General features: G+C 40.4%; 13 protein-coding genes. 7 read left to right on the top strand and 6 right to left on the bottom strand.

Translation table 11 applies throughout. From position 1 onward, the window contains the following. Positions 1-85 precede the first annotated feature (85 nt). A complete protein-coding gene (locus tag PQO05_RS25450; RefSeq protein WP_273630321.1) occupies positions 86-3,082 on the bottom strand; it encodes a lantibiotic dehydratase in 2,997 nt (998 codons plus the stop codon). A gap of 88 nt (positions 3,083-3,170) precedes the next feature. Next, on the bottom strand, positions 3,171-3,320 hold the full coding sequence (locus PQO05_RS25445; protein ID WP_273630319.1) for a hypothetical protein: 150 nt from the start codon (positions 3,318-3,320) through the stop codon (positions 3,171-3,173). A gap of 62 nt (positions 3,321-3,382) precedes the next feature. Between PQO05_RS25445 and PQO05_RS25440 the strand changes: the two genes are divergently transcribed. The 5 genes from PQO05_RS25440 (at position 3,383) to PQO05_RS25420 (ending at position 11,609) form a co-directional block, all read left to right on the top strand. Next, the gene (locus PQO05_RS25440; RefSeq protein WP_273630317.1) at positions 3,383-4,486 is read left to right on the top strand and encodes a sensor histidine kinase; all 1,104 of its coding nucleotides are present in this window, start codon (positions 3,383-3,385) and stop codon (positions 4,484-4,486) included. Further along, positions 4,480-5,214 (top strand): LytR/AlgR family response regulator transcription factor, encoded by a 735-nt coding sequence (locus PQO05_RS25435; protein WP_273630315.1) that lies wholly within the window; start codon positions 4,480-4,482, stop codon positions 5,212-5,214. The genes PQO05_RS25440 and PQO05_RS25435 overlap by 7 nt, the downstream gene beginning before the upstream one ends. Positions 5,215-5,501: 287 nt before the next feature. Next, positions 5,502-6,479, top strand: a complete 978-nt coding sequence (locus tag PQO05_RS25430; RefSeq protein WP_273630313.1) for a FecR family protein — start codon at positions 5,502-5,504, stop codon at positions 6,477-6,479. Between the two features lie 136 nt (positions 6,480-6,615). After that, positions 6,616-9,969: a SusC/RagA family TonB-linked outer membrane protein gene (locus tag PQO05_RS25425; protein WP_273630311.1), complete on the top strand. Its 3,354-nt coding sequence runs from the start codon at positions 6,616-6,618 to the stop codon at positions 9,967-9,969. 26 nt (positions 9,970-9,995) lie between these two features. Continuing rightward, positions 9,996-11,609 carry a SusD/RagB family nutrient-binding outer membrane lipoprotein gene (locus PQO05_RS25420; RefSeq protein WP_273630309.1) on the top strand — a complete coding sequence of 538 codons (1,614 nt, stop codon included), beginning with the start codon at positions 9,996-9,998 and terminating at the stop codon, positions 11,607-11,609. A gap of 123 nt (positions 11,610-11,732) precedes the next feature. Here the strand turns inward: PQO05_RS25420 and PQO05_RS25415 are convergent, their stop codons facing one another. Further along, positions 11,733-12,461, bottom strand: coding sequence for a hypothetical protein (locus PQO05_RS25415; RefSeq protein WP_273630307.1), 729 nt, complete (start codon positions 12,459-12,461; stop codon positions 11,733-11,735). A 122-nt stretch (positions 12,462-12,583) separates the two neighbouring features. Here PQO05_RS25415 and PQO05_RS25410 point away from each other — a divergent pair, with 122 nt between their 5' ends. Both PQO05_RS25410 and PQO05_RS25405 read left to right on the top strand, forming a co-directional pair. Next, entirely contained in the window at positions 12,584-13,168 is a 585-nt protein-coding gene (locus PQO05_RS25410; RefSeq protein WP_273630304.1) for a Crp/Fnr family transcriptional regulator, read from the top strand. An 86-nt stretch (positions 13,169-13,254) separates the two neighbouring features. Beyond that, positions 13,255-14,007, top strand: a complete 753-nt coding sequence (locus PQO05_RS25405) for an SDR family oxidoreductase (protein WP_273630302.1) — start codon at positions 13,255-13,257, stop codon at positions 14,005-14,007. 85 nt (positions 14,008-14,092) lie between these two features. Here the strand turns inward: PQO05_RS25405 and PQO05_RS25400 are convergent, their stop codons facing one another. From PQO05_RS25400 to PQO05_RS25390, 3 genes are read right to left on the bottom strand one after another with little or no spacing between them, the layout of a single operon-like run. Beyond that, positions 14,093-14,485: a hypothetical protein gene (locus PQO05_RS25400; RefSeq protein WP_273630299.1), complete on the bottom strand. Its 393-nt coding sequence runs from the start codon at positions 14,483-14,485 to the stop codon at positions 14,093-14,095. A 10-nt stretch (positions 14,486-14,495) separates the two neighbouring features. Further along, on the bottom strand, positions 14,496-15,407 hold the full coding sequence (locus tag PQO05_RS25395) for a helix-turn-helix domain-containing protein (RefSeq protein WP_273630298.1): 912 nt from the start codon (positions 15,405-15,407) through the stop codon (positions 14,496-14,498). 56 nt (positions 15,408-15,463) lie between these two features. Beyond that, positions 15,464-16,276, bottom strand: a complete 813-nt coding sequence (locus PQO05_RS25390) for an SDR family oxidoreductase (RefSeq protein ID WP_273630297.1) — start codon at positions 16,274-16,276, stop codon at positions 15,464-15,466. Between the last annotated feature and the right edge of the window lie 189 nt (positions 16,277-16,465).

Raw genomic sequence — 16,465 nt, 5'->3', positions numbered from 1 at the left:
TATGGTTAGGGCAGTATGGGTTATATCATCAATATATAAATGAAACATGTATTCTCAAAGTTCGGCACAGTATTTAGTATGATGCTTAAATAGCATAAGTTGTTTCTTTTTGCCTGGCTTTAGCTTTTTGGGCAGTATAATATTTGTGCAGTATATGATAAATGCAAAGTTCCTGTTTACGCTGTTGCTCAAAAAATATCCGGTTTAAATGCATGTGGATGATATCGGCCACCAGGCTTATCTTTTGATCGTTGTTTATATTTAAAGCTTTATTTTTTAAGATAATGCATGCATCTGTAAACTCATCGAATTCTTTATCCAGCTTTAACTGGTTATATAAAGTGTTATTGTTTAAAAGCTGCTCTATCTCAAGCTTCATTCCCCGGTACTTTTGATCGAGTGAGATCTGTAAATTTTTAGTGTTCGAAAATTCGCTGTACAAACTCTTTGCTATGGCGTTTGTAAAAGTTATTTCATCAGGTATAAAGTCGCTAAACAGGTTAATGATATCATAGAAGCTTACTAAGGCTAAGCTATAATAGCTGAAAGTGTTGGGTACGGTGTTTAGTTGCTTAATGTATCGGCATATCAGTTTGCTGCTGTAGTAAAACACGGTTTCAACCTCATCCATTAATAATGAACTGTAACGTTCTACTTCACGGCGATATATATCGGCCTGGTATCCCTGTATTATATTGTATTCAATATTCTCTTTTAAGGCGTCATTAAGTTTTTTTAAGATAAGGCCCAGGTGTTTGGTTTCTGCCTGGATACGCAGCCTGATATGTGGCTTAGGATCTGTATAACGTATAAAGAACCATTTTTTAATGATATGGAGATCAGGCCTGTTTAAGAAATTAAGCAATTCATTACCAAATAAATTATTGGCAGAGTGCTCATGGCAGTAAATTTTTAGGTAGATCCATTCGCTGCCTAAGCTAAAGTTACGTTCGATATCTGGCTGATTGTTGGTAACACCAGGTAAAAGAGGGTTATATGATGGTTTATTATTAAGGTAAAAAGCTATAAACTGGTTAATAACCGGTTTATTGTAATGGCTTTTTACCGTTTTATCGCTTAAAAAATACTCCTGTATTTGTAAGTTTTTTAGGGTATGAATGCAGGATTGAAACAAGCTTATATCGGCATCGATAGATAAATTGAAAACCAGTTGCTGGTCGTTCTGCGTAAGGGCGATGTATTGTGGCCAACATTTTTGTTGGCGGATCTCATTAAAATCCCCCATCGATTTACCTATCTTTTGTATCTCAGGCTCAGTTAAGAACCATTTGGCCGGGCTGATAATAACATTGCCTATTTTTACACGCGGATAGGCGCTGAGACCAGGGAAAAAACTATCGATACTGAACCCTAAATTACTTTGTACTCCCTGGTATTGCATATCGCACAAGAAACGAAATAGTGCAAGATCGGTGTGTGTGTAGTTATAGGCCGATGTTAATCGTGGGATAATTTCTTTTCCTAATTTTTTATTCCTGATAACAAGCCGGTTTCCCTTAACGGATAAATAAAGATCCTTTAACTGTATTTGATTTTTGGCAGGGAGGGATGAAATGGTATTAACCGGGATTTCATAATCGTACAAATGCGGGCGTTTATTGATATTATCTACATGCATACCAGAAAGCTGACCAATCTCCGCAAAAACTACATTTGGATTGATGGCCTGTTCGGCAGAGGTTATTTTGCGTGCAATACTTTTTAATTCCAGGTCAAAATTGGCGAAACGGCCGATAAGCGAACACCCCGTTACCCCACCGGCAGATTCGAGCAGGATTTGATCGCCCAACACCCTAAACATAACTGCCACAGAGGGGGGCATATTAATTGTGGTCTTATTTTGCTCACGTATTTCGGGTTCATCGAGGTCTAAAATAATTTCGGGGATACTTGCTGTTTGTTTGTTCCACTTTCTAAGTAACAGTTGGTGCATAGCTACCCAGCTAATGTTATTGCTTACAGGTTCGGCTGATGAAAAATCAAGATCGGCCAATAGCTCATTAGTTGTACTTTTTATGGCAAGGTTTGCATAATCTATCCCGCTTTCGGGATCCAATGCATTTAATAAAGGAACTTCTTCCTGATCGTACCGGGCTTTAAATGCTTCTATAAATAATTTTAATGCAGAAGGTATTTGTGGTGTTTGCATTTTGCTCAATACTTCGAGTACCGGCGACAGCTGGTTTTGAATAGCCGGATTTAATCCGCCGCTAACAAGCCTTTGAGTATTAACATAAAATGTATGCTGTGGGGCTGTAAGATGGTTTTTTTCAAAAACATGATTAAGCATATTTTGAGCAGCTTTCGCTTTCTTCAGATCTGGCAGATCAAGAGCGGGTTTGTTGATAATGCCCGGCGCTGTAGTGCTCGCCCCCAAAACCTTCGGATGCGAATCTGGTAAAAGCAGCTGTGTTTCTAATAAAAAAAGTACATAATCATAGGCCTCGTCGGGTCTAAAATTAAGTTGTTCGCAAAGTGTTGCTAATAATTGCCGCGTAGTTTTTGTTGGTTCAACAAGGCTAAGTACTTCTTTAATTAAAGGATCTGCATAAAGCGCTTCGAGTGAGAAGTTGATGATCCGCGTTTCGAAGTTAAAATGAGTACGCATGTACCGGTATTCATCTTTTATTTCATAAAGCGTATGGTTAACGTATAGCAATTCATCTTCCCATTTTTCAATATTATGGGCAGATGAAAGCTTTAGTGAAATCTCATGATCCCATTCTACGTGAAATTTTAAATCGGTTAAGCCGGCTAATTGGATTTGATTGCATTCATCCCATTGTGTAACAGAAAAAGCAGAAAAGCTGCCGAATGGAGTGGGGCGATAATGCATCCGGTTGGCGTATTTTAAGAGGCTTAATTGCTGGCTTTTGTTTAAGAATTGAATATCATAGTTTGCATCTTCTACAATTTTATGCAGTTGGGGCGATGCCAGGTAAATAGCTGCGATAAAAAATGGGTCTTTTAATAATGAAGGTAGTTTTTCGGGCCTGTAATCGCAAAAACTGTAGATGGGGGTGCGTAATATTAAACCGGGTAAGCAAGTAAAGTTTTGCACAATAAATGAAAGCTAATAGTTTAAGAAGGCTAACAAGAAAGATAGAAAACGCCCCGGCTAAGTGATTTTAGCCGGGGCGTTAAAAAAATTAGTTGATATTGTAGGCTACCGAACTAATTGAGACAGTAGTAGCAACAGTGTTAGTGTTTCCACTTGGGGCTACGTTGTTACCTGGTTTTGATTTCGCGAAATGAAATAATGTTTTCACTTTCGGAGCTAATTTGTTATTGGTTTTCATTTCCATGTTTTTTTTATCAATTTTAGGGGTATAAGCGATAGCACACAAAAACATTACGTGAAATGGGGACAGGGGTAGGTAAACTTAAAAATGGGAGAGGTGTATATTCTCGAACGAAAATAATATATGCTCATATTATAGTTTGGGCAATATTTATAGCCTATGAATTATCAGCCCTTTACTATATTATACCTCATTTTACTTCGCCTTTGGATATTGCTATCCACTACTTACTAAATATTGGGCTGTTTTATTGTAACTCGCTTTTTTTATTTCCAAAGGCCTATAAAAGTAAATCAATATTACAGCTACCGTTACTTGCCGGTATTATACTTGAAATAGTTTTATATCTCGTTTTACTTTACTCGCTCGACCATTTCCTGGCTTTATTGAAGATCAGCACCCTGCCAGTCAGAAGTACCAATTCTTTCATAGTTACAAGTACGTACAGAGCCTTTTACATGATACTAATAAGCACCGGTTACTGGCTTGGGGGATATTTACTGAAATCGAGAATAGAGATTGATGTGTTAATTCAAAAACAATTAGAGGATAAGAACGAACAACTCGAGCTTCAAAAGAAAATAATTGTTTCTGAAAACGCTTTTTTAAAGGCGCAGATTAATCCGCATTTTTTATTCAATTCATTAAATTTCGTTTATAATACTATTCATAAAGTATCGGCCAGCGCCGCAGAGGCAGTTATGTTACTTTCTGATATCACCAGGTATTCTCTCCGTAAATCTGATGCAAACGGCCAAATGCCTATTCATGAAGAAATTGAACAGATCAGCAATTTGATTGAGCTTAACCAGTTACGGTTTAACGGAGAACTTCAAATAAAATTCGAATTAGGCCTTATTACGCCATCTTTTACTATACCGCCATTATTATTAGTTAGTTTTGTTGAAAATATATTTAAATATGGTAAATTGAATGACCCCGAAACACCTGCTGTTGTAAGCATAAAAGAGGCGGATGGGGTTCTGCAATTCCGTAGTAAAAATGTAATTCAAAAACGTAAGGGAACAGAAGGTTATGGCGTTGGCTTGGAAAATACGAAATTGAGACTTAATAATATTTTTGCTGATAGACACAGGCTTGATATTGCCACTACAGAGAATATTTATACTGTAGAACTTGACATACAAATGTCCCCATGCTGAAAAGCTTTATACTGGATGATGAGGCACATGCGATTGAATTATTAACAGACTACATTGAACGGACATCTGGGATTGAATTAGCCGGATCGGAAACTAATCCTTTGGAAGCACTGAGGAAAATAACCGAGCTAACTCCTGATGTCTTGTTCCTGGATATTGATATGCCCGAAATATCCGGTCTGGAATTTATGAAATTGCTTGGCCAAAAAATACATATTGTTTTTACCACCGGCCATGCAGAATATGCTGTAGAGGGCTATAACCGGGATATTGCCGATTATTTGCTTAAGCCGATCTCTTATTCGCGGTTTGTTACCTGCTGCGATCGGGTGGCGCAAAAAGTAGCCGATGCTGCCGGAAAGAAAAAGGACGCCTCAAAAAATTTCTTTTACATACAGGGAGATAATAAAAAGATGATTAAGATTAACATGGAAGAGCTATTCTATGTGCAAAGTCTTAACAACTATGTTATTATTTATCACCAGAGCGATAAGCTTGTTACTTATTTAACCATGAAAGAGGTTGAGCAGTTTTTGCCAGCCGATAAATTCTCGCGCATTCATAAATCATATCTGGTAAATGATGCCAAGATCAAAACCATCGAATCTGGCCATGTGATACTCCATAGCCAACCCGTTACGGCCTTACCTATAGGGCTAAAATATCGCGATCAATTTTTTTCAAAAATCAGAAAAGTTACCCTAAAGCGAGGTGATTGGGAAAAGTAGACGGATAAATTGTCAATCACGTGAAAGTAATCACGGCTTTTAGTTTACTATTTAAGGTTGCTTTTGTTGAATAAATATGAAATTATCGATGATTTACTTTTGTTTGTTCAATTTTCATAAGTATTTCTATGTTTTTTAATGCTATTTTTAATCAATAGTTGCTTTTATTGAGTGTTTTGTACTTGTAGGTTACTCCTGTTAGAAGTATTTGAAAAAATATCGGGTAATATTAAGGGTATTTGCTGTAAAGTATACTCTATATGCTAAATAGGGTACAAATACTTTCGATGGGACTTAACGAACTGAAGTTATTAGCAAAAAAGTATCTAAATGGTACAGCATCTGCCGAAGAAAAGGAGCGGATTAACCAATGGTATGAAGCCATTTATGCCGGCGATGCTGAAGAAGTAGATACAAATGAAACAGAAGCCGAAATAAAGCGGCGGATATTTGAAAATATCCGGCAAAGAATGCAGGAAAGTGCGGCGCCTGCGGCAGTTATCAACCCAAAGTATAATGTGAAGCAACTATGGCTGCGTGTTGCTTATGTTGCTGCGGTTTTAGCCATCGTTTGTTATTGTATATGGCCTGCCGGTAAAGTAGCCGTTAAAGAGGTTGAAAAGCAAGTAGTAAATGTACCCGCTAACCGGGTACTGCATGTCACACTACCAGATGGGTCGCGGGTATGGCTTAACGTGGGATCTATTTTTAAATACCCTAAAAGCTTTTCGGGTAAAACCCGCATGGTAGAACTGGTAGATGGCCGGGCGTTTTTTGATATCCGCCATGATGATAAACATCCTTTTATTGTAAAAACCCGCCGTGTAAACATTACCGTGCTAGGTACATCATTTGATGTAAGCAATTATAAGAAGGATGGCCAAACACGGGTAAGTGTGGTTACAGGCAAAGTTGGGGTTTCATTAACTAACAGAAGTAAAGATGTGCTGATGTTACTGCCCCAACAGCAGATAGTATTAAGCAACATCACCAATCAGTTAATTAAGGAGCCTGTGCATGAGGCTATGGTAAATGCGTGGTGTAAAAACAGTTTCGTATTTGAGCAGGAGAGCCTGGCCAATGTATTTAATGCGCTCGAGAAAGAATACAATACCAAAATAACAGTAGAAAATAAAGAATTACTGAATGAACGGATATCTATCAAATTAGGTAACCAGCATTTAGATACAATAATGGAAATACTAAGCTTCACCAAACACTTTAAATATCAGATTGCCAATGATAGTACAGTAGTAGTAAAATAATTATCCTGTTTTAGCAGCTAAGGCAGGAGGTAGGGGATACTGCGAATATTCCCGGCAATAAGATTAGCCATTGCAAAATGCTTGAGACCCATAATGCATCCGGCTTAGTTAAACTATGACATTAAACCCATTAAACATGAATAATTTTTACGGCAAAACACTGCCTATAGTCCGAAAATGCATGCGCATTTCTACAATAATTATTGGCATACAAATGTGTTGTACTTCACTGCTGATGGCTACCGGAACCCGTGCCCAGGAGATGAATTTAAACGTTACAAAAGCGAGTGTAAAACAAGTTTTTAAACGTATTGAACAACAGGCAAAGGTGACATTTGTTTACGATGAACAAGTGATCAATACACTGCCAGCATTAACTCTTCATATTAAAAATGAGCAGCTTCCGGCTGTATTAACCCAATTACAAAATAAAACCCAGCTACAGTTTAAAGTAGTAGGCAATTACATCGGCGTAGCACAAAACTTGGCCGATATTCCTCAACTAGCGCCAACTGCTACTGCAAATACCAGCAGTGCTGCCCTTAAAATTGGCGGTATGGTAAGAGATGCCAATGGCCAGGTGCTTATTGGCGTAACCGTTACGGTAAAGGGTACATCAAAAGGTACCCAAACAGATGTGAACGGAAAGTTTGCTATTGATGCCAACGTTGGCGATGTATTGGTTTTTAGCTATTTAGGTTATTTGCCTAAAGAAGTAACCATTGCTTCACCGGCATCATTAACAATATTGCTGAATGAAAATTCGAAAGAGCTTGGCGAAGTTGTTGTAACCGCGCTGGGTGTTAAAAAAGAAAGAAAAGCTTTAGGTTATTCTGTTACCGAAGTAAAAGGCGACGAGTTAACCCAGGCCCGCGAACCTAACGTAATTAACTCGTTAGAGGGTAAAGTAGCCGGTTTAAACGTTACCCCAACAGCGGGTGGGCCGGGTTCGTCATCAAATGTTATTATACGTGGTATTTCAAGCTTATCGCAAACCAACCAGCCATTATATGTGGTTAACGGCGTGCCGATGGAAAACAACCCCAACTCTGCAATGGGTAACCAGTATGATAACCAACCAGATTTGGGTGATGCCATCGGTAACATTAACCCTGATGATATTGAAACCATGTCTGTACTAAAAGGTGCTGCGGCATCTGCATTATATGGTTACCGTGGTAAAGCCGGTGTAATTTTAATTACTACCAAAAGCGGTAAAGACAGTGGTATCGAATTTAACTCAAACTATGTAGCCGAAACCGTTATAGACCAAACCAACTGGCAATACGTTTACGGTAACGGTGCTAACGGGGTTAAGCCTGCCAGTTTAAACGATGCATTTCAATCTGGCCAGTCAAGCTGGGGTGGACGTTTAGATGGCTCGAGCGTAGTTCAGTTTGATGGCGTAGCCCGACCGTATATCGCTCAAAAAAATAACATTAGTAACTTTTACCGTACAGGTGGTACAGCAACCAATACCTTAGCTTTCAATAAAAGCTTCGATGGTGGTTCGGTACGTTTTTCGGCAAGTGATTTACATAATGATGCAATTACACCAAACTCTGGTTTAAACCGCCAAACATTTAACCTTGCAGCAAATTATAACGTTACCAAAAACCTGACCCTGGATGTAAGAAACAACTACATTTTAGAGCAGGCGCACAACAGGCCGTTTTTAAGTGATGGTCCGGGTAACTCTAACTACAACGTAACCCTGTTACCTACCAGTGTTGATGTACGCACTTTAGCAAAAGCAACCAATGCCGATGGCAGCGAATATGCTTATTCTGCAAATGCTTACGCTACAAACCCATACTTTGCGGCCAACAATTTTGTTAACAATACCAACCGCGAGCGTTTAATTTCATCAGCAACTTTACGCTATAACTTTAACAGCGGTTACTTTATACAAGGCCGTGCTGGCCGCGATGCTTATAACGATCGCTATACCGGCGTTGTGCCAACAGGTACTGCTTACCGCCCATTGGGTTCGATAACAGAAAATACCACCAATTTTTCTGACATCAACACAGACGTATTGTTCGGAAAAACTTTTAAAATAAGTGATTTTGCTATCACACCTAATATTGGCGGTAGCTACAGAAGAACCAAGCAGGAGTTTTTTGGTATGGCCGGCAGCAACTTTATTGTGCCTTACGTATACAATATTGCCAACGTTGGTCAGGAAGCTACTACGCAATATCTTCCATCTGATCAGGAGGTTGAATCTGCTTACGGTACTTTAGAGGCTGATTACAAAAGCTATTTATATTTAACAGGTTCATTCCGTACCGACTGGTACTCTACACTTGCAACGCCGGGTACTAAAAATGCATTAGATAAATCTTACGGTGGTGTAAACGGCTCGTTCGTTTTCTCTGAACTGTGGCACCCAACCTGGTTAAGCTTCGGTAAATTACGTGCGGGTTATGCACAGGTTGGCCAGGCTACTACGCCATACCAAACCCAATTAGCTTATAACTTTAATAATGCATCGCTTAATGGTTCGCCGCTGGGCTTAATTGCAAACCTTAACGTGCCAAACAGCAGTTTAATTGCTTCAATAGCAACAGAGCTTGAAATTGGTACAGAGCTGCGTTTCTTTAAAGACCGTTTAAGTTTAGACCTTACCTGGTACGATAAAAAATCAAAAGACGAGATCCTGAGCGCACCTGCATCTGTAACATCTGGTTACGGTGGCGCTATCCTTAACATCGGCCAGTTACAAAACCGTGGTTTGGAGATGTTGATATCAGGTACTCCTTTTAAAACTACTAATTTCCGCTGGACTACTTCCCTAAACGGATCAATGAATAACAACAAAGTTGTTTCATTAGCTGCCGGCCAAACTTCATTGCCGGGTGGTACCTCACGTACAGGGAATGGTTTTACCGAAGATATTGTAGGCTTACCTGCAAACCAGATCATGGCGTTTGATTATAAACGCGATGCATCAGGTAAAATAGTTGTTGATGCCAACAACATCCCGGTTCAGGGCGACCTTAAGCCTTACGGTTCTGCTTATGGCAAATGGACTGCGGGCTGGAGCAACGAATTCGCTTACAAAAGATTCTCTTTAACAACTTTAATCGATGGTAAATTTGGTGGCAAGATCTTCTCTGCAACAGATTACTATGGTTATGTATTAGGTTTACACCAGGCCACTTTAGTTAACCGCGATGCTTTAGGGCAGGGCGCTGCTAACTACTACACTACTTTGGCCAATAACGTTTCGAGCTTGTTTGTGCAGGATGCCAGCTTCATCAAATTCCGTCAGATCACTTTCGGATATAGCTTCCCTGCTAAAATGTTTAACAATGTAATTAAAGGCGCTACACTTAGTTTAGTTGGCCGCAACTTGTTTTACATCCACAAGAAAACAGACAACATTGATCCTGAAGCAGATTACAGCCCTAATGCAGCTGGTTTAGAATTGGGCGGCGTGCCCCCAACCAGAACTTACGGCTTAAACCTGAGTGTTAAATTATAATTCTATTAACGATTAATCTTACTAAGATGAAAAAGACATACAAATATGCCGCTGCAGTTATGCTGGCGGGATTGTTTATAAGTTCGGGCTGCAGAAAGGATTTTGATACCATTAATACTAACCCGGCTACCTATAACCAGGCCAACTTCGATCCAAATTATTTATTAACCAGTGCACAGTTAGGTTACTCGGGCAGTATGGATTTTGCCTATGATACCTGGCGCGGAAACCTGATCTATTGCTCAACCATGATGCAGGGTTTATCTACCGTAATTGGCTATTGGGCAGGTGATAAGTATATACTGAATGCCGGTTATACCGCAGCTTACTGGGGCTTTGCCACCAGTACTCCAACCGGTGGAGACGGTGCATACCCAGAGCAGGTAAGGCCAATTGTTGATGTGGTACAATCAACCACAGGCAAGGCGCAATACAAAAACCTGCACAATATTGCCCGTATTATGAAAGCCCTGATCTTTGAGCGTATTACCGACCTGTATGGCGATTGCCCTTACTCTGAAGCTGGTTTAGGCTATTACGATAAAAACTACTTCCCTAAATACGATAAGCAACAGGATATTTATACCGACCTGTTAAAAGAAGTAAGCGACGCAACTTCGCAATTAGACCCTGCCGGTGATAAACCGACTGGCGATAGCTACTACAAAGGCGATATCACTAAATGGAAACGTTTTGGTAATACTTTGCTGTTACGTATAGCTATGCGTTTAAGTAAAGTTGATCCTGCTACCGCACAAACTTATGTGCAAAAGGCGGTAGGCAATACCATGGCAAGCAATGCTGATAATGCTTACTTATTAGGTGATATTACAGGTGGCCGTACTACTCAAAACCGCAATAGCCAGATTTTATTAGGCGATGGTGGCCAGGAGAATTTTTATGTACGTTGGTCAAAAACCTTTATCGATCAGCTTAAAGCTACTAACGACCCTCGTTTAGGCGCGGTTGCCGTTACGCAATTATACCTTACAGACGGTACCAAAACCCAGAACCCTGCAGCAAATGCAAGCCCTGCGGTACAAAAAGGTATGCCTAACGGTAAGGATCTGAGTGCAACAGCTGGTATCTCGATCTATAGCGACCCAAGCTTTACCACGTTTACAGATTACTCATCACCGGCTCCGGCCTTGATTAAACGTAATGGCCCAACCTTCGTATTAACTTATGCCGAGTCTGAGTTATTACTGGCAGATGCTGCACAGCGTTTTGGCGTTGCAGGTAGCGCATCACAACACTACCATGATGGTGTAAAGGCGGCTATTACCTACTTAAGCCAGTATGACCCAACAGCTACCGTGAGTGATGCTACCGCAGAAACTTATGTAACCGCACACCCATACAATGCGGCTGATGGTTTAAACCAAATTAACACCCAATACTGGTTGTTAACCAACACCATGTTAGATTTTTATGAATCATGGGCTAACTGGCGCCGCTCTGGTTACCCGGCTTTAACACCGGTTGTTTACCCGGGTAACTCAACCAATGGTACTATACCACGCAGGTTCCCATATCCAATTATTGAGGCCGGTACTAATACGGCCAACTATAACGCAGCGCACAATGCTGTACCAGGCGGCGATGTACTTACTTCGCGCGTATGGTGGGATAAGCAATAGTTAGTGTTTGTTAGATTGTTTAGTTAAGAAGTCCCCCGCGCAAGCGGGGGCTTTTTACGTTTATACAACAAAAGGCTTAGATTTTTGATCTAAGCCTTTTATGTTTTGGGAGATGCCTGTAAATCAGGATATATGATATTCAGTTTTTAAAAGCTTAATTAATTCGATGCATGATTTATTCACCTGTTTCAAATCGTTCAATACATAAAACTGTTCGGCAATTTTCATTTGCGTTAGTTTATTAATGTATTTAACCATGGTATCGTGGTCGCGGGTTATTAATTGCTTGTTGGGTGTTTTAGGTTTTAGCCCATACTGAAATATAAAAAGGTTTTGTGCGTACTGAAAGCAATCGTCGGCCGAGGTATTGTTTAAGGCCACCTGGGTACCGGCATCTTTTACCCTATCGTAATAGTCAGAAATTTTATTGGCTACTTCCTGCTTTTCAATCAACCTTAAATTACCCGTACTCAATAATTGCGACATGGTGCGGTCAGTCGAATTAAATACCGCTATAGAAGTACCGTATTTGAAGAAAAGCCGGTAAGCATTATCAGTAAAATTGGGGGAAGACGTACTGTCAGAAAGTACGGCGATCAGCGAATCTTTGCCTTTATCTAATAGCTTCTGTTCCGCAATTACTTCACTAAGTTTAATTGAATCTTGCTGTAAGTCCCTAACCAAACTGGCGGCATACTCTTTCTCTTTTATGCGGTCGGTAATATGTTCGCGAATGTTTTCGGCAATAAAGCCCATAAATACGGCAACAAAGATCATTAGGCCTTCTTTCAGGTATTCTTTAAATTTTTTTCTGTGTTTATGATGTTCTTCGGGGTGATAATGCACTTCCATTTGTGTAAGGATTTGGAAACCAAGATAATAAAATGAATGGTTATTTTTAGAATGTTGTACAACAGGTTAATTTTCGCCCTGATTTTGAAAACGTTTATATTGCAGCCGATAATTTATCCGGAATGACGCCTGCAGAACTTCTCATCAACCATATACAACAAAGAGTAAGGCTTAACCCGGAAGAGGCCGAATTACTGCTGCCCTATTTTACACTCAAAAAGTACAAGAAAAAGCAATTTGTAGTACAACCCGATTTTGTGGCGAAATACCGCAGTTACGTTATTGAAGGAGCTTTCCGTGCCTATGTAATTGGCGAAGACGGGGAGGAGCACACGATACAGTTTGGTATAGAAGACTGGTGGATCTCTGATTATAACAGCTACATATTTCAACAACCGGCTACCATGTTTGTGGTGGCTCTGGAGGATAGCATTGTGCTACAGATTGATCATGAAAGCGAAACCAGGCTTAAAGGAGTTTTACCCAAATACGCAGAGTTTTGCCTCATCACAGCCGAGCGCACGGCAGCCTTTCAACAACGGCGGGTTATCAATAACCTTACATTAAGCGCCGGGCAGCGGTACGATAAATTTATGCAGCAATACCCCAAAGTATCGCAGCGTATTCCGCAATATGCACTGGCTTCCTACCTCGGCATGACCACCCAATTCCTTTCTCGCCTGCGCAAAAAACAGGCAAAAAGTTAAACTGGTTTCACTTGATTTTGTAAACCAGGTCAACTTTTTTTGGCTGAAGTTAGCCCAACTTTGAGGTATCAAAATTTAAGAAAATCATGAACTCAAAATTAGCAAACAAAGTTGCCGTTATTACCGGCGGCAGTGCAGGTATAGGATTAGCAACAGCAAAATTATTTGCCGCCCAGGGCGCAAAAGTGGCCATTACCGGCCGTAATGCCGAAAACTTAAATAAGGCAGTTGAAGAAATTGGCAACGGTGCCATCGGCGTACACAGTGATTCGGCTAGCCTTACAGATCTTGAACGCTTATACACAACCGTGCAGGAAAAACTGGGTAAGGTAGATATCCTGGTTGCCAATGCGGCAATCTATGTATTGGCCCCGTTAGCAGATTTTACCGAAGAAATGTTCGACAGGCAAAACAATGTAAACTTTAAAGGTACTTTCTTCACCGTACAAAAAGCTTTACCTTATTTAAATGATGGCGCTTCTGTTATCCTGCTATCATCAGTAGTGAATGAGAAAGGTGTGCCTAACCACGCTTCGTATGCAGCAACTAAAGCAGCCATCCGCTCATTGGGCAGAAGCTTTGCTACCGAATTATTGCCAAGAGGTATCCGTGTAAACGTATTAACTCCCGGCCCTATTGATACTGATGTGTTTAAGCAGGTAGTTTCAACCAAAGAAGAAGCCGATGCTTTTAAAGCCAATATGGCCAACTTTACCCCGATTAAAAGATTGGGCAGCGTAGATGAAATTGCCGCAGGTGCACTATATCTCGCTTCGGAAGAATCTGCCTACATGGTAGGTGCAGAGCTGTTATTAGATGGCGGATTGCGCTCTTTGTAATAGGTAAACTATTGGCTTAATGCCTTTTTATTTTTAAACACGTGCCTCCATATAGGAAGGCGCGTGTTTAATTATTTGTATCTGATTATGAATCTAAGTTTAATCTGGTAAATTGAGCGGCCTTCTTCGTCGCTTTTCCAATCCTTTTGTCTCTTTGCGAAATCAGTTCACAGATCTGGATTGCGGCTTCCTCGAAATCATCATGCCCGTCGCGAAGCTGCAACCAGGCGGGTTCAAAATTTTCGCCTTCATCAAACACAAAATCGGTAATAGCCAGGATGGCTGCTTTAAGGCTGGCGTGATGTTCCTTTACCGTGGCAATCCATAAACCATTATGCTGCGGGTTTTTGTTGACCTTCCGGAAGATCAGCACGATCTTGCCTTCAAAATAAATATAATACATACCGATAGCCGATTTAATGAATACCGTTGCAGGCAGGTAATCCAGTAAAAAATCGTAGGGCATTGGCTTTTTCATCACGATATATTTAATTCATGTTTCTAAACTCAATGGGCGTTTTCCCGGTTTTTTGTTTAAACAGTTTGTTGAAGTACTGGGGATATTCAAAACCCAGGGAATAAGCAATTTCGCCAACGGAACGGTTACTGCTCAGTAATATATTTTTAGCCTCTTCAATCAGATAATAATGGATATGATCCTGCGCGCTTTTACCTGTTTCTTTCTTCAACAAATCGCTTAAATAATTAGGCGATAAGTATACATGTTCGGCCAGGTATTTTACACTCGGCAAGCCGCGTTCACTGATGTCGCTTGTTCTAAAATACTCAGTCAGCAGTTTTTCAATTTGTACAACAACGGTATTGTTGGAGTTTTTGCGGGTTATAAACTGCCGGCCATAAAAACGGGAGCAGTAATTAAGAAGCATTTCTACACCAGATACAATGATAGACTGGCTATGCACATCAATATTTTCCTGCAGTTCGGTGTGAATGTTTTGCACACAGTCTGTTAAAATCTGTCTTTCTTTTTCGGATAGATGGAGCGCTTCCGAGATTTCGTAGCTGAGAAAGCTGTAATCCTTCATCTTATCATTCAGCGAAGTGCTACGGATCAGGTCCGGATGAAAGAAAAGCCCCCAGCCCGACATCTGAGGGGATGATTCTGTATCGTTATCCATTTCCAGCACCTGGTTGGGCGACATGCAAATTAAACTGCCATCGGTAAAATCAACCAGCTTACGGCCGTACTTAATATTATTACGGTTATAATTCTTAAAAATTAGCGTGTAGAAATCAGCCGATACTTTTGTGTCCTCTGTGATCTCTTCTTTTACCTGGCTAAAATCAACCACGGCAATGAGCGGGTGCAGCACAGGCTGATCGAGCTTGAAAAACCTGAACAGGTCTGGAATGGTACGCATGTGAATGAATGTGCTCATACAGAAACAAATATAGCCTCATTGCAGGGCAATGAGGCTTAAAATAATCAGTAAAATTATAATCCGAATTGTGCTTTCATGCCACCGATAAAGTTGGCATCATCTAACTGCTGGCGTTGCGCTATAACTGCTTTCGCATCCTCACCAGCTGTGTAACGTAATTGATTTTTGCCGTCGGTTGCAGCCTCATAAATTACACCTGCCACAACACTGGCCGGAGACGCCTGGCTAAACATAGTTTCTACAGCTGCCAATACTTTACCAACAATCGGCTGGTATTCTGCTATACTTTCATCGTTGCTAAAGTCCATCGAACGGCCTGTAAACTCGGTAGCTATAGCACCTGGTTCAACTATCTTTACCTGTCCGCCAAATTGTTCTACCTCGTAGCTCAATGATTCTGAAATACCCTCTACCGCAAATTTGGTCCCATGATACAGTGTTCCTAAAGGGAAGGCCATTTTGCCGCCAATAGAAGAAACATTAATAATAATACCGCTTTTGTTATTACGGAAATGCGGTAGTAAAGCTTTGGTTACATCCAACAAACCAATTACGTTGGTATCAAACTGGCGGATGATTTGTTCCCTCGAAAAAGATTCGAGGATGCCGTAAGCGCCGTAACCGGCATTGTTCAGTAAAACATCTATACTGCCAAATTTGGCAATGCCTTCATTTACTGCATTATTGATAGATACCGGGTCGAGCACATCAATTTTGGTAACCAACACATTATCCAGTCCCTTTAATTCTGTTTCGGTATCTGGGTTACGCATGGTTGCAATAACGTTCCAGTTTTTAGATTGAAATAATTTGGCGGTTTCTTTACCTATGCCGCTACTGGCTCCTGTTATTAAAATGGTTTTCATTGTTTTTGATTTTAAATGATAACCAAAGGTGCGCCTAAAAATGAGGCAGCAGTTAACACGAATTCAGGGATGTTGTATACTTTTTACTGATGTGGTTATTAAATGAGATGTGGCTTGCAGCATCTCGTTATACGCCTGCCATAATTCTACGTCTTTCCCGTATCTTTGCGGCAATTCAATATTAGCATA

The sequence above is a fragment of the Mucilaginibacter jinjuensis genome (assembly GCF_028596025.1).
GTDB lineage: Bacteria > Bacteroidota > Bacteroidia > Sphingobacteriales > Sphingobacteriaceae > Mucilaginibacter > Mucilaginibacter jinjuensis.
The sequence above is the reverse complement of the archived record's forward strand: the minus strand, read 5'-3'. Positions and strand labels throughout refer to the sequence as shown.